The organism is Parabacteroides sp. HGS0025 (genome assembly GCF_000969845.1).
GTDB classification, from domain to species: domain Bacteria; phylum Bacteroidota; class Bacteroidia; order Bacteroidales; family Tannerellaceae; genus Parabacteroides; species Parabacteroides gordonii.
This window is the reverse complement of record NZ_KQ033902.1, coordinates 986,671-1,010,327: the sequence shown is the minus strand read 5'-3', so window position 1 is coordinate 1,010,327 and position 23,657 is coordinate 986,671. Positions and strand designations below refer to the sequence as shown.

At 46.2% G+C, this 23,657-nt stretch carries 17 protein-coding genes; 4 read left to right on the top strand and 13 right to left on the bottom strand.

The features are described 5' to 3' along the window. The first annotated feature begins 1 nt into the window (after position 1). From HMPREF1212_RS03525 to HMPREF1212_RS03510, 4 genes are all read left to right on the top strand, one after another. Positions 2-1,741, top strand: a complete 1,740-nt coding sequence (locus HMPREF1212_RS03525) for a RagB/SusD family nutrient uptake outer membrane protein (RefSeq protein ID WP_046148456.1) — start codon at positions 2-4, stop codon at positions 1,739-1,741. Positions 1,742-1,851: 110 nt separating this feature from the next. Then, entirely contained in the window at positions 1,852-4,062 is a 2,211-nt protein-coding gene (locus tag HMPREF1212_RS03520) for a beta-N-acetylhexosaminidase family protein (RefSeq protein WP_052724905.1), read from the top strand. Positions 4,063-4,087: 25 nt separating this feature from the next. After that, the gene (locus HMPREF1212_RS03515) at positions 4,088-5,128 is read left to right on the top strand and encodes an MBL fold metallo-hydrolase (RefSeq protein ID WP_232430041.1); all 1,041 of its coding nucleotides are present in this window, start codon (positions 4,088-4,090) and stop codon (positions 5,126-5,128) included. Positions 5,129-5,180: 52 nt separating this feature from the next. Then, entirely contained in the window at positions 5,181-7,475 is a 2,295-nt protein-coding gene (locus HMPREF1212_RS03510; RefSeq protein ID WP_044191278.1) for a glycoside hydrolase family 3 C-terminal domain-containing protein, read from the top strand. 125 nt (positions 7,476-7,600) lie between these two features. Here HMPREF1212_RS03510 and HMPREF1212_RS03505 read toward each other — a convergent pair whose 3' ends face one another. From HMPREF1212_RS03505 to HMPREF1212_RS03445, 13 genes are all read right to left on the bottom strand, one after another. After that, positions 7,601-8,932, bottom strand: a complete 1,332-nt coding sequence (locus HMPREF1212_RS03505; protein WP_028726115.1) for an NADP-specific glutamate dehydrogenase — start codon at positions 8,930-8,932, stop codon at positions 7,601-7,603. A gap of 161 nt (positions 8,933-9,093) precedes the next feature. Continuing rightward, positions 9,094-9,276: a hypothetical protein gene (locus HMPREF1212_RS03500; RefSeq protein WP_046148455.1), complete on the bottom strand. Its 183-nt coding sequence runs from the start codon at positions 9,274-9,276 to the stop codon at positions 9,094-9,096. A gap of 13 nt (positions 9,277-9,289) precedes the next feature. Then, positions 9,290-9,679, bottom strand: a complete 390-nt coding sequence (locus tag HMPREF1212_RS03495) for a putative signal transducing protein (protein WP_046148454.1) — start codon at positions 9,677-9,679, stop codon at positions 9,290-9,292. A 35-nt stretch (positions 9,680-9,714) separates the two neighbouring features. Further along, complete coding sequence (hemG, locus tag HMPREF1212_RS03490; protein ID WP_046148453.1) at positions 9,715-11,088, bottom strand: protoporphyrinogen oxidase; 1,374 nt, start codon at positions 11,086-11,088, stop codon at positions 9,715-9,717. A gap of 1 nt (position 11,089) precedes the next feature. Further along, positions 11,090-12,457 (bottom strand): oxygen-independent coproporphyrinogen III oxidase, encoded by a 1,368-nt coding sequence (hemN, locus tag HMPREF1212_RS03485; RefSeq protein ID WP_046148452.1) that lies wholly within the window; start codon positions 12,455-12,457, stop codon positions 11,090-11,092. Positions 12,458-12,459: 2 nt separating this feature from the next. Continuing rightward, positions 12,460-13,665, bottom strand: coding sequence for an MFS transporter (locus HMPREF1212_RS03480; RefSeq protein WP_046148451.1), 1,206 nt, complete (start codon positions 13,663-13,665; stop codon positions 12,460-12,462). Between the two features lies 1 nt (position 13,666). Beyond that, positions 13,667-15,742 (bottom strand): TonB-dependent receptor, encoded by a 2,076-nt coding sequence (locus HMPREF1212_RS03475; protein ID WP_046148450.1) that lies wholly within the window; start codon positions 15,740-15,742, stop codon positions 13,667-13,669. Positions 15,743-15,745: 3 nt separating this feature from the next. Beyond that, positions 15,746-18,097 (bottom strand): TonB-dependent receptor, encoded by a 2,352-nt coding sequence (locus HMPREF1212_RS03470; RefSeq protein WP_046148449.1) that lies wholly within the window; start codon positions 18,095-18,097, stop codon positions 15,746-15,748. 176 nt (positions 18,098-18,273) lie between these two features. Continuing rightward, entirely contained in the window at positions 18,274-18,858 is a 585-nt protein-coding gene (locus tag HMPREF1212_RS03465; protein ID WP_028726107.1) for a response regulator transcription factor, read from the bottom strand. A gap of 9 nt (positions 18,859-18,867) precedes the next feature. Then, positions 18,868-19,557 carry a hypothetical protein gene (locus HMPREF1212_RS03460; RefSeq protein WP_028726106.1) on the bottom strand — a complete coding sequence of 230 codons (690 nt, stop codon included), beginning with the start codon at positions 19,555-19,557 and terminating at the stop codon, positions 18,868-18,870. Positions 19,558-19,581: 24 nt separating this feature from the next. After that, positions 19,582-20,523 (bottom strand): sugar phosphate isomerase/epimerase family protein, encoded by a 942-nt coding sequence (locus HMPREF1212_RS03455; protein WP_046148448.1) that lies wholly within the window; start codon positions 20,521-20,523, stop codon positions 19,582-19,584. 3 nt (positions 20,524-20,526) lie between these two features. Continuing rightward, positions 20,527-21,912 carry a Gfo/Idh/MocA family oxidoreductase gene (locus tag HMPREF1212_RS03450; RefSeq protein WP_028726104.1) on the bottom strand — a complete coding sequence of 462 codons (1,386 nt, stop codon included), beginning with the start codon at positions 21,910-21,912 and terminating at the stop codon, positions 20,527-20,529. A 42-nt stretch (positions 21,913-21,954) separates the two neighbouring features. Beyond that, positions 21,955-23,541 carry an SUMF1/EgtB/PvdO family nonheme iron enzyme gene (locus HMPREF1212_RS03445; RefSeq protein WP_046148447.1) on the bottom strand — a complete coding sequence of 529 codons (1,587 nt, stop codon included), beginning with the start codon at positions 23,539-23,541 and terminating at the stop codon, positions 21,955-21,957. Between the last annotated feature and the right edge of the window lie 116 nt (positions 23,542-23,657).

Genomic DNA, 23,657 nt, shown 5'->3' with positions numbered 1-23,657 from the left:
AATGAAAGGTAAAAATATAATTTCCGCATTTTTGGGTGCTGTCCTCCTGCTCAGCAGTTGCGAAAGCCTGGACTATACCCGCCCTGACCAGTTGTCAAGCGCAACATTCTGGAAGACAGAAGCTCATGCCAAGCAAGCAGCTGTCGGTCTGTACCAGGCCATGATGCAAACCTGGTGTTTCGGCCTGGAGTTTGCATTCGATATGTGTACTGACCTGGCTGACGGTACCAGTCCTTTTGCCGATATTTCGCGCGGGACATCATTCGCCTCAACCAGCGGAGCCGTACAAAACCACTGGCAATATCTGTATGAATTGGTTCACCGTTCGAATACGGTAATCCGTAATGTCTCCGCAATGAATATCGATCAGAACACCATTAATCAAATAGTCGGTGAAGCTAAATTCCTTCGTGCTATGGCTTACTTCCGTATGCTTAATTGTTGGGGAGGAGTACCTTACTACGATGAAACCTGTATTATCGAAGAGGAATTTGCTACGGTTACCAGTCCGCGCAGTTCGGCTGAAGAAATCCGCCAGCATGTGATCGACGATCTGACCGATGCAATCGCCAAGTTACCTGTCAACTGGGAAAGCAGTGACTATGGCCGTGTGACCAAAGGAGCGGCTTACGCACTTCGCGGAAAGGTTTATCTCTTTAATAAAGAATGGTCTAAAGCTATTGCGGACTTTGAAGAGATCGTGTACAACAAGAGCAATAACTACGGTTATGCCTTACATTCTAATTATGAGAACCTGTTCCGCCTTTATAATGGTGCACGCAGTAACGAGATGATTTTTGCTATACAGTCTATCGACGGTAACGTTGCCGGTTATGCTTTGAATATTGTCGGTTATTTCGGTAACAAAGCAACCATGCGTCTGATTGCCAGCAACTGTATCGTACCTTCAACCAAAATGGTTGACCTGTATGAAAAACCTGATGGCCAGAAGTTCAACTGGGACGAAGTATTTCCCGGCTTCAATAACGGAAACTCACAATTCCGCCGTAAATGCCTCGCTGTTGCAATTAATGATGCCAGTACTGAGATAACCAGTACATTAGACTGCGATACCGCAAAGGTTTCAGCTGTCTATAATGACCGCGACCCACGCTTATGCTGGAACGTGATCACTCCGTTCTCCCATTATCTGGGTACAGATGCCGGTTCGAATCCAAGAGACAAGCAATTCGTCATCGTAGATCCGACAAAGGGTGGTGCACCAATGGAAGCACAATCGTTCATCCGTAACTCCGAAGGCTGGAACTCCTACTTCTGGCGTAAATGGATCCCAACCGGTAACCTGGATGGTTATTGGGGGGAATACAACCGTACTCCCTATGAATTTCCATTGCTTCGCCTTGGCGATGTGATCTTGATGCTTGCAGAGGCTTACAACGAAAATGGTGAAACAGACAAGGCCATTGCAGAAGTCAATAAGATACGTGCCCGCGTCGATATGCCCGGCCTGAACTCCGGCCCTACCTGGATGGCAGTAAACAGCAAAGACGAAATGACACAACGCATCCGTGACGAACGTGCCCGTGAACTTGCCGGCGAAGGCCAACGTTATTGGGATCTCCGTCGTTGGGGAATACTCCAGTCGACTGTAAAAGATGCAACCGATATTCTCGGCGACCTGATGTATGAACGCGCTTACCAGTCACGCCACGAAATCTGGCCGATACCATTTGTTGAAATGGAACGTAATACAAACCTGATCCAAAATACGGATTGGTAACCTGATCATAGACAACACACTTTTAAACAGACCTGTGTATGATAGACCAGGTCTGTTTTTAATATGGTTCTTCTATTGATATTCAGGCTTGCACTTTTAAATTAAAAATTATGGATGGAACAACAAAAGTTTTCATGCTTGTCACTTTGCTGATAAGCTTGATGTCGGGAGCATGTACCGGAAAGAGCGGAAAAAGGGAAGTGAACGTTTATCCCATCCCCCAGAAAGTTGAATTATCGGGTGATTGGATAAAGATACCAGATACCGGTTACCGGCTAGAAGGGATCAGCCACCCCGATACCGATGCAGTTAATTTGTTGAAACAATCTTTCCTGATAACGGAAAAGGCTAAACAGGCAATTACTATCCGCCCGTTGGGAAAGATGAATAATAAAATGCAACGTTCGGGGGCTTATACATTGGCTGTGACCGGAAAAGGTATCGATATAGGTATTTATGACGACCGTTCGCTTTTTTATGCAGCTCAAACCTTGTCGCAATTGACCAGAGACAATAAGAGGATCCCTGTCTGTACGATATGGGATTATCCGGATGTTGTTTTCAGAGGGGTTGTGGAAGGTTTTTACGGAACTCCATGGTCTTTCGAAAACAGGGTCGAACAGTTGCGTTTCTATGGACGTATGAAAATGAATACTTACATTTTCGGCCCGAAGGATGACCCTTACCATCGTTCTCCTTATTGGCGTGTGCCCTATCCGGAAGAACAGGTGAAAAATATCCGTGAGCTATTGGCTGAAGCTAATAGAAACAAGGTGGATTTCGTCTGGGCCTTACATCCCGGAATGGATATCCGCTGGAATGATGCAGACCGGCAAGCGGCAATAAAAAAACTGGAAAGTATGTACGACCTGGGTATTCGTGCGTTTGCAGTCTTTTTTGATGATATTGAAGGTGCCGGAACGGATGCTGCCAGACAGGCTGCCTTTATGAACTATCTGAAACGGGAGTTTGTCGATAAGAAAGGAGATATTCAGCAATTGATCCTTTGTCCGACCGAATATAATAAGGACTGGGCGAAAACTGATTACCTGGATATCCTGGGCGAAAACCTGGATCCGTTTATCCATATCATGTGGACTGGCGATAAAGTCGTGAGCGACATCACCCGCCAAGGGCTCGAATGGGTTAACAACCGGATTAAACGTCCCTGTTACGTCTGGTGGAACTTCCCGGTAAACGATTATTGCCTGGCTCATCTGTTAATGGGCCCGGTATACGGCCTGGATAAAAATACGGCTTCCGATATGTATGCCTTTGTATCGAACCCGATGGAGTTTGCCGAGGCCAGTAAAGTGGCTCTTTGGAGTATTTCCCAGTTCACCTGGAATATGGATCGGTTCGATCCGCTACAGAGCTGGCATATAGCCTGCGAGTCTCTTGTTCCCGAAGCCCCTGATGCATTCCGCCTTTTCTGTGAACATAATGCGGATATAGGCCCCAATACATGGATGTTTTTCAGGAAAGAGTCTTTCAGTTCGACTGATCTGATCGACAGGTTCGAGCAATCATTGATTACCGGGAAGTATTTGAAAAAGGAGGCCTTTGAGATTGCCGACCTGTTTATCCGGATAAAAGAAGTCCCGGGTACGATAGAAAGCAGTTCTTTGAACAAGCAATTGATAAAGGAAATCCACCCCTGGCTGACCCAAACAAGAAATGTTGGAACAGCCGGTTGTGCAACCATGAGAATGTTGGATCTGGCCAGTAAACAAGATACCGAAGCATGCCGGAAAGCATATAGGGAAGTAAAAGAAGCACTGGATGCAATCGCTGTTTTCAGCCGGCCTTATCGCCGGGGAGAGCAAGACGGAGTCAGAAGCGGTTCGCAGGTTTTACTACCATTTATTCAAAGGATGTTACAGCATGTGGAGAATACCTTGTTGACGAACGAACGTCCCAAAGAACTTCCGGAAGTTCTGGCCGGTTCAAAAGCGATTGACGAGTTGTCCTGTTACTGCGAAGATGATGTAGTTGGCCTGATCCCTCATTTCCCACTGGTGACAATAGCACCCGGAGAATACTTCGGATTTCGGATTGAGAAAAGCAAACAACCGGTCGCATTGGTATATGATTTACGCAAAAGTAAATCCAAAGGACGTGCTTTACAGGGTTCTGTGGATGGAAAAGTCTGGTTTAACCTCTTGAAAACGGGAGCAGACCGGATGGATACTATTCCCATTCATGAGCCACGCGTGCGTTATATCCGCTGTATCAATCAATCACAGTCGGACATGTCGATAGGGATTGGCAGATTTGCTGTATTAACAAAAACAGGAACATTCAGTTACACACAGGAATAAAGTATTATTAAAAACTAATCACAAGATGAAAACGCTATTTTATACATTATTATGCATGGGAGGTTTCTGCGCTTCTCTATTGATCCCCAGTGGTGCGAAAGCCCAGGAAAAGAACACGATAGAAAAAAGTGCTTTCTGGGGGAACTCGGAAGCCTATCTGAACAAGCAGGCTTTCCAAATGTTCAACCTGATCGATCAGGCATTGACTGAAAATCCACCCGTACCCGGAGCTCCGATGGTCAGAAAATTGGCTCTTTACAATCTGGATGCGATGCTGCATGAAACCAAATATGACGATAGCGAGCCGCTCAATGGATTTATCACTTCCAGGATAAATAAAGTGATAGCGGATCTTTCCTCTCCTGTTAAGAAAGGAATGAAAGTTTACAAAATATATAACGATGGTTTTATCGCCCGTACCGGCTCGGTTACTCTGGCATTCGATGTTGTCAGAGGTGCATGCAAAGGAAAGAATTTGATTTCCGATGCCTCGATCCAACAGATTGTCGACCATTGCGACGTTTTGTTCCTCACACATAATCATGGCGATCACGTCGATCCGGTAGTTGTCGACATGTTCCTGAAAGCCGGTAAACCGGTTGTTGCCCCAACAAATATATTACCGGAAAAGAAAGATATACAACATGAACGTTCTGATAAAATGATCGATAAAAAGATGAAACTGGATAAAAACAAAAATATCCGGGTAAAAATATTCCCCGGTCACCAGAGTGAGTTGATAAATAATCTTTATGTGGTAACGACCGATGAAAAGAAGACTGTCGCCCATATCGGCGACCAGTACAACAAAGAGGATATGGAATGGATTGTCAATATCAGCAAAGATATTCCTCAACCGGATGCATTGATCGTAAATTGCTGGACTCACCGGATGAGTGACCTGGTAGATGGTTTTAATCCGAAACTGGTGGTTACGGGGCATGAAAATGAAATGGGACATACAATCGACCATCGCGAAGCCTTTTGGTTAACCTTCCAGAAAATGGAACAAATCAGTAAGGATTATCTGGTCATGGGTTGGGGAGAATGGTATCAATGCCCTTAACCGGGAGGAGAAAGATGAATCAGAAATAAACAAACAAGCATAACTATAATTTATGACGATACTAAAAACAAACATAATAGGCTTGGTTGCCGCCGCTATGATCGTATCAGTTCCGGTCAGTGCCAAAATTCCGAAGCTGAAGGCAAACAATATCGACGAAGTCATCAAAGCCATGACGATCGAAGAGAAAGCAGACCTGATTGTAGGTGCCCGCATGTATCACCAGGATGAGAACGCGGCTCCCCACATAAAAGAATCGTGGAAAGTTGTTCCCGGTGCTGCCGGACGCGTTAACCCGGTTCCCCGTGTCGGAATTCCTTGTGTGGTTCTTTCTGACGGGCCTGCCGGCTGCGGCATCCTGCCTGTCGAAGGGGAGGAGAATTACTTCTGTACCCATTTTCCCATTGAAACATTACTATCCTCGACCTGGGATGTCGATCTGGTTAAGAATGTAGGGGAAGTGATTGGCAATGAAGCGAAAGAATATGGGGTAGATGTGCTCTTGGCTCCCGCTGTCAATATCCACCGCCATCCGTTGTGCGGTCGCAATTTTGAATATTTCAGTGAAGACCCGCTGTTGACCGGCAAGATGGCCGTAGCCTATGTAGATGGTGTGCAAAGCAATGATATCGGTACTTCGGTAAAACATTTTGCCGCAAATAACCAGGAGACTAACCGGATGAACAATAACACGATCGTCTCTCCCCGTGCACTGCGCGAAATCTATCTGAAAGCTTTCGAAATGGTGGTTAAAGAGAGCCAGCCGTGGACTATTATGAGTTCGTACAACCGTATTAACAATGTATACGCTTCAGAAAATCCGGAGCTGATCACCACTTTACTACGTGACGAATGGGGATTTAAAGGTGCCGTGATGACCGACTGGTGGGGAGGCGCTGACGGTGCCGCCCAGATGATTGCCGGAAACGATATGATCGAACCGGGCACAAAGGAGCAGGCAGCCCATATCATCAACGGTGTGAAAAACGGGACACTCGATGAAGCGATAGTCGACCGTAATGTCAGACGCATCCTTGAACTGATCGTTAAGACACCCCGTTTCAAGGGTTATAAATACGCTAACAATCCCGATATGAAAGCTCATGCCGCCATAACCCGACAGTCGGCAACCGAAGGAATGGTTCTTCTAAAGAATGATAATCAGGCTCTCCCCTTGTCTTCCAAAGACAGAAACGTAGCTCTGTTCGGCGCTGTCTCCTATAACTTTTTCTCTGGAGGAACCGGTTCGGGCGATATCAACCGCCCTTATGTCGTATCGCTGCTCGACGGATTAAAAAACCAGCATATCGTTGTTGACGACAATATCAAAGCGATCTACCAGGCCTACAACAAACCGAAAGAGCAGGGTGAGCAAAAACGTGTCGAAGAAATGCCAATGGATACTGCCATCATCAAATATGCAGCCCAAAACAACGATATGGCTATCATCACGTTCGGTCGTATCTCCGGTGAGTATATCGATCGCGTTTCTTCCGACTTCTTCCTGTCTGAAACGGAACAGGAATTAGTCAAGAATGTAACCCGTATCTTCCACAATGAAAATAAGAAAGTAGTTGTCGTACTCAATATCGGCGGTGTTATCGAGACTCAAAGCTGGAAAGACATGCCCGATGCTATCCTGCTTTCATGGCAAGCCGGACAAGAGGGTGGAAACTCGGTAGCCGATATTCTCACCGGCCATGCAAATCCATCCGGCAAGTTGCCTATGACCTTCCCGGTTACACTAAGCGATCACTGGAGCTCACTGAACTTCCCGATCGATCAGAAGATCGACCGTCGCTGGTCGGTTAAGACAGGTTTAACCCACGACACTAAAAATGTGGATTATACTGTTTATGAGGAAGGTATCTATGTCGGTTACCGTTGGTTCGACACAAAGGACTTGCAGGTGAGTTATCCTTTTGGTTACGGTCTGAGCTATACCACGTTTGAATATGGCAGGCCTTCGGTGAAACGCGACGGTGAAAAGGTGATCATTGAAGTTGCCATAAAAAACACCGGGAAGGTAGCCGGAAAAGAGGTTGTACAGCTTTATGTGGAAGCTCCTCCCGGCAAATTAGACAAGCCGGTACACGAACTAAAGTCATTTGGTAAAACCAAACTGTTACAACCCGGCGAAAGCCAGATGATTACTCTCTCTGTCAACCCCGATGATCTGGCTTCATTCGACGAAGAAACGAGTGCCTGGGTAACCGATGGGGGTAAATATAAGTTTGTCGTAGCTGCCTCGTCCCGCAATCCCCGTGGCGATGTGATGGTTGATGTCAGTCCTTCGACACGCAAGGTTAACAATGTACTCAATTTACCTGCTGCATTTAAAAAGTAATCAGTAACCAACAGGTAATACAAATAAAAAAGGGAGTCATCCGACTCCCCTTTTTACATGACCAAATAACCACAGAATGTTCATTTGGCAAACAACTCCTTATTTATAATTCAGAATATCACTGATTACAGGATACCCTGTGCCATCATACCTTTTGCAACTTTCATGAAACCTGCAACGTTTGCACCTTTCACGTAGTTGATATAACCATCCTTTGAACCGTATTTTACACATTGTTCGTGGATAGACTTCATAATACCTTTCAGTTTTTCATCAACTTCTTCTCTTGTCCAGCTCAGCTTCATGGCATTCTGAGTCATTTCCAGACCCGATACGGAAACACCACCAGCGTTAGCTGCCTTACCCGGAGCATACAGAATCTTAGCTTCTAGGAATGCATCGATAGCATCCGGAGTAGAAGGCATGTTTGCTCCTTCGGATACTGCGAAACAACCGTTTGCCAACAATGCCTTTGCATCGTCACCAGTCAATTCATTCTGAGTTGCACTCGGCATAGCGATGTCGCATTTTTCACCCCAGGGGCGAGCACCTTGTACATACTTGCAACCATATTTTTCTGCATATTCGCGGATACGTCCACGGTATAGGTTCTTCAATTCCATGATATAATCCAGTTTTTCGCGGTCGATGCCTTCCGGATCATAGATATAACCGTCAGAGTCTGACATGGTAACCGGTTTAGCACCCAGTTCGATCAACTTTTCAACCGTATACTGAGCTACGTTACCGGAACCCGATACAGCTACGACTTTACCTTTGATATCGATATTACGAGTCTTCAGCATTTCCAGCAGGAAGTAAACATTACCGTAACCTGTTGCTTCCGGACGGATCAGTGAACCACCGAACTCGATACCTTTACCTGTAAATGTACCTGTATTTTCACGAGCCAGTTTCTTATACATACCATACATATAAGCCACTTCACGACCACCTACACCGATATCACCGGCAGGAACATCTGTGTCCGGGCCAATATGACGCCATAATTCCAATACAAATGCCTGGCAGAAACGCATGATTTCAGCATTTGATTTACCACGCGGGCTGAAGTCGGCACCACCTTTACCACCACCCATCGGAAGTGTTGTCAGTGAGTTCTTGAAAGTCTGTTCGAAAGCTAAGAACTTAAGGATGGACTGATTTACCGAAGCATGGAAACGGATACCGCCTTTGTACGGGCCGATCGTGTTGTTATGCTGGATACGATAACCCATGTTTGTCTGTACCTGTCCTTTATCGTCTGTCCATGTTACACGGAAAGAGAAAATACGATCGGGGATACAAAGACGTTCGATCAGGTTGCTTTTTTCGAATTCGGGATGTTCGTTATAAGCTTCTTCGATTGTGCCTAAAACTTCGGCTACTGCCTGATGATACTCGGGTTCGTTAGGAAATCTTCTTTTTAAGTTGTCTAAAACTTCATTTGCCTTCATAGAACTGTTTATTTAGAATGTTATACCATTTTGCTATTTCACGCTGTTCTTTTAACAACGTCGCAAAGGTAAGCCATTTTTTCATACCAGCAAATATTTGAAAGAAAAAATGATAAAAAAATATCATTTCGATATTTTAAGAGGACAAATGTGACTAAATGCTATTCATTCCTACGCTTTATGTTCTTATAGACAGGAACGAACACAATGATAGCTGATGCGACCAGGGCAAAGATGACATCAAAGGTTATCTTTTCACTGTATGTAAGCAGCATGTAGGCCAAAACGCCCCATAATAAAGTGAGACATACCGCCTGACTATTTGTTATCTTTCTACGAGCCATTAATTACATTTGTTTAGTTAGAGGATAGTTCTGATCCAAAAAAGATCAATAATGCCAAAAACACAGCAATAACCACCAATAAGATGACAATTTGCTTCTCCAGCGTAAAGTTCCGCAGAAAAGGGATATGTCGCGCCCATCCGGCAACGGCACGTATCTGTTCGGGTTCCTCGTCTTCGGCAGGGATATCATAGCCACCCTCCTTCATAACCTCCAGAGCACGCGGCACATCGCTTTCCAATATTTCCACACGGGCACCGCCAATATCCATATAACCGGCAAACATCTGACTACTGTATTCGTTCCTCAGATAGCATTCGATCTCCTCCGATTTGAGCAAAGCCATCAATGTCTGAGCTTCTGCCGGATATTGGAACCGGGCTATTTCTACCATCTTATCCATGAGCTTGTCTTTTGTGCAAAGAAAGTGATTTTGACTTACATAAGCAAGTTTTCAGCGATACCCGTTGCCTGGCGGATACGATCTGCCATCCCGATGCCGCCTTTTATATTACCGGCCAGAATCAATCCCGGGTATTGCGCTTCCAGTTTGTCGATCGTTGCAAAACGTTCACCGCTACTCAACTCATACTGAGGAATAGCACGCGGGTGACGAAAGATACGGATCATATCCGGCTGCACATCAATGGGAAATTTCAGCATGGCATGGAACTCGTGGGTGATCAATGCTTTTAGTTCATTATCTTCCAGGCGGGTAAGCTTCTCATGCTTCACTCCTCCGATAAAGAATGAAAAGAGAGCGCCCTCTTTCGGAGCACGGTCATCAAAACAGGCGGCAGGGAAAAGAATTCCCAGGACATCTTTCTGCTCACAGGAAGGAACCAGGCCACCAAAGGCGTTGAAACGGAGTTTTCCGGTATTCCGAATGCCGACACTCGCCTGTACGACCGGCGCATATTTCAGGTTGCTGATCTTATTCATATCTTCTTCCGCGATAAAAGGAAGCAGTTCCGGCAAGGCATATGCTCCGGTTGTCGTTATCACCTTATCCGCACGGATCGTTTGCTCTCCTTCAGAAGTGGTATAGGTGGCTATCCATCCTTTCTCTACCGGACGGATCGTTATACCGAAGGCAGACAGGGTTATTTTACTTTCACCGATAGCACGGGCCATTGCACGGGTCAGGTTATCCAGACCTCCGGCTGCGGAAAAGACCTTTTTGGTTGCCAATCGGTCACGGTCGGTCTTGGGCAGGCGGGCTTTCGCAATCGTTCCTTTGATAAAACCTCCGTACTGCTGCTCCAGATTATAGAGTTTGGGCAAAGCATAACGGGTGACCAACGTCATCGGGTTGCCGGCATATACGCCCGACAGGAACGGATCGACTGCGTAGTTCAGGAAGGATTTACCTAACCGACGGGCGGCCAGTTCACCTACCGACTCATCCGGATTGGTTCCTTTTGCCCGGAAAGGTTCACCCAGGATACGGAATTTATCTCCCAGCGTGAACAAAGGGGTGGTAACTGCACTGAACAGGCCAGAAGGAAGTTCACGGAAAGAGTTGCCTTTCCAGATCAGGCGACGCTTGGCTTCTTCATGGGCTGTTTCCAACTGACAAGCAGGAGACAAAGCCATGAACAGCTCCGCCACCTCGGGATAAGACACCACACCGGTATTCGGCCCGCTTTCAAAAACAAAACCGTCTTCGCGGAAAGTGTGGATCTGCCCTCCCACCCGGTTGCTACATTCCAGTATATGCACCTGCTTTCCTCCGCGAACCAGATGGAAAGCCGTGGTCAATCCGGTCAGGCCGGCACCAATGATCAGTATGTCCGTATTCAATTGTCCCATATCAGACAGGTTTAGAGAATGTTTTATCAGAATGAAGCATCAGTTTATCCAGCGAAGCGGCTACGTTGCGAACGAAAAGGCTTCCTTCGGAAGTGATGCGGATATGATCGCTGTCGAACTCGATCAGGCCGTCTGCCGCAAATTCACGGAGACGGTTTTCGTCATAGGCGGTTGCAGATTTTACTTCCGTGACGGAGAGAGACAGGCGGGCGGCCAGTTCTTTCCAGTCGAGGGAGTAGTTACACATCAGTATCTCGATCACTTCACGGGTGATCTGCTCGTCCCGGTTCAACGTGTATCCTTTAGAGATAGCAAAGGTTCCGCTTTCTATCCGTTCGATATATTGGTTGATATCTTTGCTGTTTTGCGTATAAGCGGAACTCAGCTGGCTGATACCGGTCACACCGAAAGCATATACTTGTCCGGTTGTGCGGCGGGTACAGTAACCCTGAAAGTTACGATGCAACTGGCCGTTTTGCAAAGCGGTGTATAATTCATCGTTTTCAAGGACAAAATGATCCAGTCCGATTGTCTTATATCCGGCTGCACCTACTATTTCTTTAGCCGAACCATACATGCGGCTTTTCTCTTCACCGGCAGGAAGTCCGGCTTTTTCCAGGATAAGCTGTTGTTTGTTTACCCAGGGGACATGCGCATAAGAGAAAGTGACCAGACGGTCGGGACGCAGGGCTGCCGCTCTCGTTATCGTTTCCGAGAAGCTGTCGACTGTCTGGAAAGGCAATCCATAGATGAAATCCATATTGATACGCGCCCCTTTCGAGCGGAGTATCTGAAAGATCGTCTCCACGGGAAGCAAGGAAGGACGGCGGTTGACCGTCTTCAGCACCTTCTCATTGAAATCCTGCACACCGAGACTGAAACGGTTGAAGCCCGCTTCGGTAAGCGATTGCCAGTAGGCCTCATCCAGATAACCGGGATGGCATTCGACAGCAATCTCCGGTTGTTCGATCGTATCAAAGCCGGAAAGCAAATGCTCATTCAGTTCTTTCAGATAATGCGCCGGCATAGCTGTCGGGCTTCCTCCCCCGTAATGGATCTGGGAGATCTTACGTCCCGGAGCCAGACGTTCCTTCACTTTGTCTATTTCCTTATGCACAGCCGAAATATAACGTTCCACGACCTCCGGCTTCATCATCGGAAATGAGTTACATCCGCAATAATGACAAAGATGGCGGCAGAACGGGATATGTACATAAAACGATATATGCCCGGGCAGAGCCTCATTAGAAGCTTCTATAGCCGACTCATATTCCTTATTGGTAAACGCATCCGTAAAATAGTTTGCCGGCGGATAGCTGGTGTATCTCGGCACCGGCACATTATATTTTTGTAATAAATCCTGTATCATAATTATACTATTTCTTTCTCCTTTCTGAATACGATCAATATATAGATCAACGATAACGTAGCCAGGCTGACCTCAAAGAAAAACAACCCGTGATAGCCGGTATGATCGGCAATCTTCCCGCTCAATATAGCCATCAGCATTCCGCTCAGATGGGTGATTACGGTCTGTATCGTAAAATCCGTGCCCTCGCGTCCGGGACGTACACAATCCATCGCTGTGGTATAAACCACGATCGTAGCCATTCCATAACTTCCCCAAAGCAGGGCGATACCGGCATACAACAGTTCCGTGGTCGGCGTTGTATAAGACAGCCCCAGGAAATAGAGCGTCGCCAGCAATACGAATACAGAAAACAGCAGTCGTCCCCGATGGCGTCCGATACGGCGAACGATAAACCCTCCGGCAAACGATGCCAGAAAACCGCAGGAAGTCCCTACCACGCCACTCATCACCCCGATCTCTTTCATCGAATATCCCAGGTCGACCAGATAAGGCTTCAGCATAGCCAGTGTTCCGATCAGTCCCGAATAATACAGGAAAAGGAAACCGATCTGCTTCCATATCTTCTTTTGGGTGAAAAAGTAGAAGACATCGGCCTTCTTTGCCCGCTCGTGGGGTTCCTTAGGCTGGATCACGATCCCCTTGTTAAAGAGTAACGGAAGCAGAGCCACAATAACGAACAGAGCCACACACGGCAGCAGGCTGTTCCATCCCAACTGCTTAAACAACAGCAACAATACACCGCCCCCGATCATCGAACCGCCGAAGCTACCCATCGATTGCATACTGTTCGCCAGACTCTTATCTTTCCGGCTAAAGGAAAGTACCGCCAGGGCATCCGTTGCAATATCCTGCGTGGCGGAAGCGATAAATGAGATAATGATCAGGGCAATGATCATATAAAAATCAGTCTTGAAATCAAGGAAAGCCACGGCAAAGATCAGGATGGCATAGACCAGTTCGGAAGAGAATATCCAGCGTTTATAATCGCCTGTCGTCACGGCATGGCGGTCTACCATCGGCGACCAGAGGAATTTCAGTATCCAGGGTAACTTGATCAGCTGAAGAAGTCCGATAGCGGACAACGAAAAATTCTCCTGCCGCATCATAACCGGGATAACGGTGGAGAAGAAACTCATCGGAATAGTCTGCGCAATATAAAGGCAGAAGAAGGTTCCGAGGTTGAATATTTTGTTTTTTTGCATCATATTAAAGTGCTATCGCCACACTTCCCCCGATCGTAAACGGCCGGCCCAATTGCGCCAGCCCTTTTCCTCCCGACTCGAAATAGAAAGCGTTATAGTGGGTATTCGTGATGTTTTTAGCCCAGATTGCAAAGGTAGCAAATCCTTTGGTTGCAGAAACTTTTCCGCTTAATTGTCCGTAGTAAGGTTGGGAAACTTTATTGTCTTCCTTCCAATGAATACGCCCGGTTCCGGTATAATTCAGACTGACCAGAAAACGGTCGATGTGGGTACAGGGATTCGACAGCGTGTAGTCGGCTCCGACAGCGAACGTATGCGAAGGAACCATCGGCAGGTAATTGCCGGAGTAATCGATGTTTTTCTTTTCATCGACATATTCTTTAAATGTGGCATGTGTAAAGCCATAATTCACCTGCACCATCAGGCCATTCACCGGGTTTCCCTGCAAAGTGACTTCCACGCCTTTGCTCACGCTGCGCCCGGCATTTGTCAACATCGATCCGCGACCGGAAGGGAGTGTCTGGCTGATCTGCTGGTTCTTCCAGTCGATCCAGAAAAGGGCGATCTCGGCACGCAAGCGGTTGTCGAGAAAGGGGTGCTTCCCACCCAACTCATAATTCCAGCTGCTTTCGGGGCGGAACGAACGGTCTTCTTCACGCTCGAAGGAAGTATTGAAACCACCGGTCTTGTAGCCTTTCGTCACCGTTGCATAGAGCAGGCCGGTAGAGGGGAACATATATTGCAGGGCAATCTTCGGGGTCAGCTGGCTAAAGTTCAGTTTACTGTAAAAAGCATCCGTCTGATTACTACTGCCGCCGGCATCTTTATAGGCCAGATAATCGGTTGAAGCCCGCTCATAATCGTATCGCAGTCCGAAAGTGAGGGACAAGCCGTCTGTCAGCAAGCTATCCAGAGTAGACTGGTGATAAAGGGCAAAACCGTAAGTAGGAGTATCGTATAATTTCCGGGTACTGTATTTGGCGGAGAGGTAATCGAGCGTCACCGTATTATCGATCCCCTGCCAGAAACCGAAAGCACCGAACAACCATTTATAACGGTTGGCAGTAGTAGATTTGATATTGAACTCTTCCGATACCATCTTCTGCTTCTGATCCTGCCGGGCAAAATAAATGCTTGCCGCAGAAAAGTCCTGGTCGATCCCCTGATGATCCGAAAGATATTGGAATGCGGTTTTACTGCTCAGGCTGTAACCCTCCCCTTTATATTCGACCGTCAGGCCGGTGGTGGACATGGCTCGTTTGTAGAAACTATAATCGTTGTAATTGACATCGCCCGGCTTATGTGTCAGCGAGTCGCAAACGGCATACGGGTAGCCGCCCTGTTTGGAATAATCATACGAACTCATCAGCCCCAACGACAACCGATCCGTCGGCTTCCATTCCAGGCGGATGCGACCTGAACCGCTTTTCTGATCGTCTGCTTTCTTATCGGTAAACAGGTTGGTGAAGTATCCGTCGCTCCGGTTATAATTGGCGGAGAGGGCATACCCGAAGGTATCGCCGATCTTGGCGTAACGGGAAAGGGCATAATCGCGGTTACCATAGGTACCGTTAGAGATGAAAGCGTTCATCCCCTGATACTTCAACGGCGATTTGGTATATACGTTAATGATACCTCCCATCGTGTTGCGTCCGTAAAGTGTCCCTTGCGGGCCGCGCAGCACTTCCATCCGGTCTATCTCGGTGAAGTTGAAATCGAAAGCCGACTTTTCAAAGTAAGGGATGCCGTCTACGTAAAGCCCCACCGAAGGGGCATTGATCTTCGAGCCGATCCCACGGATATAAACGGGAGAAGTCAGCTTCGAGCCATAGTCGGGCATGAAAAGGTTAGGGATAAAGGAACTGAATTCCTTGATATCGGTAATGTTCTTATTTTGTATGGCCGTCCCTGTTACGGATGATGCCGACAACGGCTCCAACCGCAAATCCCTGTTTTGCTTGAATGATTGAACAACAACTTCGTGCAGATCGACCTGGCGGACTTTCACAGTATCCTGATCTTCCGCCCTGACAGCTAAAACAGATAAGGATAAACAACAAGATAGGAATAATATCTTCATAACTTAAAACGCTACCGTAACTTCTGCCCCGATCTGGAACGGTTTACCTTTTTGTATAAATGAGTTATCGAACGATTCGAAATAGAATGCCTGATAATCCGTATTCGTTATATTACGGCTCCATACATTCAGATTGACAGCTCCTTTACGGACACCGGCTTTGCCGTTCAGCACGCCGTAGAAATCCTGGCTAAGATTATTTTCTTCTGTCCAGAAGATCTTTCCGGCTCCGGTATATTGAGCTGAAATTGTAAATTGATCGAACCAGCAATTATGAAGCAGTTTAGTATATTGAAGTCCCAAACTTACCGTATGACGGGGTGTATACGGAATAAAGTTATTTTTATAATCCTTATCCACTAACTCTCCATCTTCTTTTACCTGCGTCATATAATCGCGGAAAGTAGCACGGGTAAAACCATAATTAAGATCAGCTGTTAAACCTTCAGCAAGAAGACCTCGCAAACCAACTTCAACACCATAACTATCCGCTTTACCTCCATTGGTAATCATACGGCCACTACCATTCTGAGCGAAAGTTGTCAACTGGATATCCTGAATATCCATATAAAAGAGCGTCAGCTCCATATTCAGACGATTCTTGATAAGTTCACTACGAACCCCCATTTCATAGTTCCAACTATGCTCAGGCTTAAACGACGCAACATCAGATACAGGAGGTAACTCCGGATTTTCAAACATACCACTCATTGCCGGCGGCATCATATTTTTTATTTCTTCTTTAAGATCATACTGAGCCTGTGCCTGTACCAGATCTCCAAACATCTGTACATTATACCCCCCTGTTTTATATCCCTTTGCTACAGAAACATAAGTAAATGTCCCCGGTGAACATTGATAACGCAAAGACACTTTAGGCAAAACCTGCAAGAAATCCTGAGACTCCTCTCCCTGTAAATGGGCTGTCACCGGGAAATCCTGATTAATTGCCGGCATGCCCGGAGCCATACTCGGCATAAATATATTCATCGTCATCCCCTTTACCGATGAGTCATAATTCAATTTCGCATGTTCGTAATCTAAGCGGATACCCGCCGTAACAGATAGACCTGGAATAAATAAATCATTATAAGTTGATTGATGAAATAATGCTAACCCATAAGTCGGTGTTTCAAAGTATCCAGGGAAATAAATTTGATTATTCTCACCTTTAACGGTAATCTTAGGCATAGGTATTTTATCAAATTGAGCTTGAAGGATTTCTTTTATACCATCTTCCTTAAACATCACCGGCCCATCCGTTTTCAAACTATTATAAAAACCATACGCCCCGAAGCTCCATTGATAATTCTTCTTATCGTTTGATTTAATCGCAACTTCTTCGCTCCAGGCATATTGCTTCTGTTTCTGATTCAATGTAAAGATAGATTTCTCCGTATAATCCTGATCCATCTTCATATCATCTTTCAAATACTGGTAGGCAGTAGTGGAAGACAACAGGATCTTATCCGTTTTCCATTCCAGATAAAGACTATTATTCAACATATTACGCAGATAAGAACTAGGATCGTTTATGCGGATCGGCTCAACAACACCTGTTTCCTTATTATACAATCCATAGGGAAAGGCGCCCTGATCTACATGATCGTAGTTGAAAGTATATTGCGCTTTCAGGTTCGGATTGATCAGCCAGTCCAGTTTGAAGCGTCCGCCGGCCGACTGTTCCTTATCCGCACGGGTATTATCATATTCATTGACAAAGAACCCGTCATTACGGTCATAATAACCGCTTAATGAAATACCGACCTTTTCGCTCAGTTTCCTGTAATGGGATGCCTTAGCCTTAAAAGCGCCATAATTACCACCCGAAAGAGTCAGCTTCGTCCCCTGATAGTTGAATGGCGACAAGGTATAAATATTCACGATACCTCCCATCGCATTACGTCCGTACAACGTACCCTGGGGGCCACGCAGCACTTCGATACGCTGGATATCGTTCAATTCAAAATCGAATGCACTCTTATCCAGATACGGCACATTATCCACATAAAGTCCGATCGACTGCCCGCTGCTTCGTGCACCGATACCGCGGATATAGATAGCCGAAGTCATTTTGGAACCGTAATCCGGCATATAAAGATTGGGAACATACGCACTGATATCTTTCAACGCATCGATCTGACGTCCTGAAACAGCTTGCGGGGAAAGGATAGATACAGATCCCGGCAACAAACGCAGGTCGTTCGTCTCCTTCGTCGACGAAGTGATGATAACCTCATCGATATTATATGTCTTAATAGTATCATTTTTGTTTACATTCACCTCATCGGCTTTCATCGTTTGTAAACAAAGAAAAGAGCCTGCGACCAGGACATACAGGTAGCGTTGTTTCATTGTATTTCGAACTATTAGTATTTTACGATTGCAAAGAAACAGGAAAGAAACAAGGCCCGCAATCACTAGATGTAGTGATTTTACACAGTAGTGTGACCTGTTATAACACTATAGACCTATATATATCAGCACTATAGTATTAACCGAAGTATCACTATAGTCCTAAACAGAGATCACTATAACTCTATATCATCCCCCGAAATAATTCCGTTCATGATGGCATAAAAGGTAAGGCCGGAAACGGTTTTGATGCCGAGCTTGGCGGTAATGTTTTTACGGTGGGTAAGGACTGTGTTCAGGCTGATACTCAGCTTGTCGGCTATTTCCTTGTTGGTGATGCCTTTTACTATCAGTTGGAGGACATCCGTCTCACGGGTGGAAAGGTCTTTGTTGGTTTCGCCGGAAAGATTAGCGGAGTTATCGTTGGTCATTAACTGCTGCAACTGCTCGATGATGATCTCCTGCGGAGCTTTTATGGTGATATGGTTCGTAGTGGAAACTCCACCTGCCCCTTCTCCCCCATCGATCAGTACGGTTGTTTTGCTACGGCGGGGAAGGAAAAAATCGGCATTCAATACCAGGGTTTCCGGTGAAGTAAAATAGTAATCGAACGTGTCGTTGCAACCCGAAGCATTAAACGCTTCGAAGGTAGGGAACCAGCATACTTCTACCGGCGGGAAATAGTCGGTAAGCAAGCTCTGAAGGCCAATGCTTTGCAAAGTATCGGATAGAATGATCGCTATTTGCCTGGTTCTGTGCATCAACAAGGATTATTTACATAATTTCTCCATCGCGGAAACCATCGGAGTAAGAATACGGTAACGGATGCGGTTGTGCTGCTTGATATCTTTCTCAAGACTGCTGATACCGAAGATCACAGCATAGCATAAATTCTCATTGTAATCGCCCGACAGATGCTTAACCATGATCCCTTTCAGGTCTGACAGCAGCGCTTCGATAGGATCTTCCAGCCGCTGCTCACCACCGAGCTGAAGCACTCCGGTTTCGCCCGAAGCTTGGCAACCGTTGATCTTTTCACTTAAAGACAGGCAATAGGGAAACCACAACTCATCGTCTTTCTGAATACGGCTGGTCAACTCTTCCTTGAAAGAGGAGAAAAATTTACCGATCAGGTTCAATGTATTGTTTCCCGGCGTACTCATAGAGATAAAAGAGGTAAGATGCCGCTCTATGTTCGGCAATTGATAACGTAAATAATACTGGTTGGTCTTGGTCAGGTAATCGATGATCTGTGATGTATGGAATGTCTGCAACTTCCGCTCCGGGAAGTACTCTTCGTTGAGGAACGTATTGATCACCGTCAGCAGGAAATCGGTATCCAACTGATATTCATCACAGATAGTCTTCACCGACTTGTCACCCAATCCCAGACGGATACCAAACCGGTTGATCACAGGAATGAGTGAGGGATGTTCTTCCACCACCTCACTCATTTGCATATTAGGATATACTAAAGGCATAGTTTATGCTTCTTCCCATTGTTTGCGTAATAGTTCCACTGCGGCCGGAAGCACCGTGTTACGATCACCCTGGCATCCGCATTCGAAACTTACGTATTTATCATAACCCAACATCTTCAGGCCTTTGAAGCCGTCTACATAGTTATCCGCATCACCGTCTTCACCCGGCATGCTGCGTCGTTTGCGGCTTGCCACGTGTACGTGTTGCAGATAGTCGCCCGCCGAGAGGAACGCTCCCATATCAGAAGTTTCTTCCCAGGTCATATGCCAGAAGTCGCCCATGCAACGAACACCCGGATTGTTGATATCCCGGCATACGGATGCAGCATCGGCTACCTGACGCATATAGAAACATTCTTTCCGGTTCAATGGTTCAAAAATAACGGTCGTTCCGTTCTGAGCCGCATGGTTACCCATTTCGTTGAACTGTTCGCAAAGGAAGTCGCGCGTTTCCTGGTTATGAGGAAGCGCCGGTACCTGTCCGTTGAAAGCAGGAACAATGATAACACCCGTAGAACCCAGCTCACCGGCTGCCGTGATGATCTCTTTCATCGTATCCATACATTGCTTACGGATAGCCGGATCCGTAGAGAGGATAAAACCTTCGAAGCCTGCACAGATAGCACTGACTTTGATATTGCGTCCATTCAGGGCTTGTTTGATCTCCCCCACACGGTCTTTCAGTCCGCGTCCGCCCGGTTCGAAACCGACGATACCCATCTTTTCCATATAGTCGAACTTCTCATTGAGGTTTTCACCCGGAGGAGTCCCTTCCTGGAAAGAAAGGTTCAGTTTCGCCTTGCTGTTACAGCAGGATTTAGTTTCCGGACATGTTTCCGGAGAAGAAGCCTTGCCGGCACAGGAGGCCAATGCACCGGTGCTTACAGCGGCTACTGCGGCACCGGACAATGTTGTTCTTAAAAAGTTTCTTCTATTCAGAGTCATATCTTATTTCTTTTGTTCAAGAGGTTTGCCAGGAACCGGAACGGTAAACGTACTCATATCCATCTTACCCAGATTCAGGTCTTTCGGAGTATAATCCAGCGGAGAAGCAGTCATTGCATCCCAGGTTGTTTCAGCACCGGTATATGCCGATTCGCGTCCCATGATAGCAGCCATATTGGAAACGGCTGTTTCGGATGCCTGCTGAAGCGGTTTGTTACCACGGATACTGTTGATCCAGTTCACATGTTCCAGTGTATACGGGTCAGTCTGTTTGAAATTCGCTTTCTCTGCTTCGTAGTCGTATTTCCATATCACGTTACCGGCAAGGTCTTTGATCTCCATAGTAGAGCTATCCCATGAACCTTTTGTCCCCTGAATAAATTCGCTTACGTTATTCACGCAACCGTCGATCTGGCGGCACATGCTGTGCATGTGGATACCGTTCTCCATCGTGAAGTCGATACTGAAATTATCATACTGGTCACCTGTAACACGACGATGACGGGAACCGAAACCGACAGCCTTAACCGGTTTCAAACCGCTGAACCAGGTGAATACATCGATGTTGTGTACATGCTGTTCAACGATATGATCACCTGACAACCATTTCCAGTTTACCCAGTCTTTGATCATATATTCACAATCATTCCAGTCTTTCTGACGTTCGCGGAACCACAACATATTCTGGTTCCAATAAACCGTACCACCGGTAATTTCACCGATCATACCTTCCATTACCTTCTTATAAGATTCCACATAAGGACGCTGGTGATGACGTTGTGTACCTGTGATTACACGCAGGTTCTTGGCATCTGCCTGTTTAGCAGTAGCCATGATCGTACGATAACCTACCGGGTCTACACAGATCGGTTTTTCAAGGAATGAATGTTTTCCTTTTTCCGTAGCATATTGGAAATGTACCGGACGGAACACGGGAGGAGTTGCAATGATCACAACATCTACCCCACTATCTATTACTTGTTTATAAGCATCCAAACCGACAAAACGCTTATCGGCGGGAATATCTATGTTTTTATCTTTTTTCAGCTTATCAGCCAGTTCATCCACTCTTTCCTGGAAAGTATCACCCAATGCAACGATTGTAACACCGTTGGCGGCATTCAGGAAGTTGAAAGCTGCACCGGAACCACGTCCGCCACAACCGATAACACCGGCTTTCAGTTCCTGTCCGTCGGTTGCCAGATCCGGCAATTCGGGAACGTAGTACGTTCCGGGTTCTTTCAGCGGTTTCAAAGCATTCGCCTTGCTTCCACCGTCACAAGAAGTTAAAACACTAGCCGCACTACCTGTACCGATTGCACCCAGTGCACCAGCCATAGCCGAACTTTTTAAAAATGATCTTCTACTGATACTGTTTTCCTTTTTCATGATATAGCAAATTTAAAGAATTGATATAATTTTTACACTAGTCTACTTTACTGATGTATCCGGCTCGCATACTACACGGAAACCGATGCCGCGTATGTCTGAGTACCACCAGATACTTTTAGGTTGCTGCGGGTCTGTCTTCAACCACGCATCATGTTTGGTATAGTCGCGGGCTGCCGAACGAAGGTCTGCCGCATCCGAAGTATAGTTACCTCCGCGTACTACCCATTCCGTTCCTTCAGTCACCAATGGATTTGTAACAGCATTACCACCCTTGCTGTAAGCTTCGGGATCGTATTTATCTGCACAATATTCCATGACATTACCCAACATATTCTTTAATCCAAACGGATTGGCTTTCACCAGATCCGGTTCCTGTGTCTTATTCTTACTGTTCTTGCTGTAAATGACGAACGAACTGATACTGTCGGTCTTTGCATCGAAGAACTTACGCCAGAAGCCCTGATCCGAGAAATCTTTCGGACTGCCGGAAAAGAAGTAAGGAGTTTCCGTACCACCACGAGCTGCATATTCCCATTCGGCTTCAGTCGGCAGACGGTATTTCTTACCGGTCTTTTTCGACAGCCACTGGCAGAACGTTTCAGCCGCATAATGTGTCATCGTGATAGCCGGACGGTCGCCGCCACCCCATCCCTGGTCGGGGAATCCGAACGGAGGAGTCGGGCCGGAGATCGCATCTACATCCGGATTGCTGTTGTTCGCATATACAGTTTCGGGAGGTGTACGTCCTTCACTCATTGTGCTGCCGTAGAATGCCCAGTACTGATCCCAGGTCACTTCCAGTTCCGCCATAAAGAACGGGCTGACAGTTACATCACGTACGGGTTCTTCATCCGGTTTATGGAACGGTTCTTTCGAGGTACTACCCATCTTGAATGTTCCGCCCGGAACAGCCACCATCTTAAACGACACCGGAGTGCCGGGGATCTGTTCCTTATAATCAGCAAAAGCTGTTACCGTCGCCGGTTCTTTAAAATACAAGCTTGTATCGATCGACCCTGCCCCGGAAGCCATACCCGGAACACCCGTCATCTTCGAGTGATTGTAGTTCGGGTTATAGTGTCCTGCATCCAGGTGGCAGCTGATACACTGCAAGTCCAGTTTCTTTTCATTCTCATCATAATAAAGGTGTGCTGTGATACCATCGTTTGTAATTCCTTCCGGAAACAAATTCTGGTGACACTCTTTACATGATTCGTTAGGGATATACTTTACGGCATGTTCCAACTCTGACTTTGCATTCCAGTCAAAATCGGCGCTGTCCTTTGTCATGAAAGACCACACATCTTTAAGACCCAGCTTTGCTTTTGCCGTATAATGGTTCCAGGTGTCGTTTTTAGGCGGAAGGTGACAGTCTACACAATGTACTTTCACACCACTACCGTTATTTACGTGTTTGGACAGTTTCCAGCTATTTTCCACATGCGGGTGTACATGACACATCATACATGACTCATCGGAAGAAAAATAGACAGAAGTATTGTAGGCCAGGATCATAACCCCGGCACCAAAAATCACTCCCAAAAGAAGCATGAAAGTCTTTCCTTTAAAGAAGCTCTTCTTTTTTTGGTCTGATGAATATCGATTAGAATTTTTGTTAGTAGCCATCTGTATTTATGGTATTCAAATTTTACACTTAGTCTAAGATTAGATTTAAAAATCGGCAATAAAAGTAGTATTTTCCTTAATATAAAGAAAGCACAACCGGCCTATTTAACGTTAAT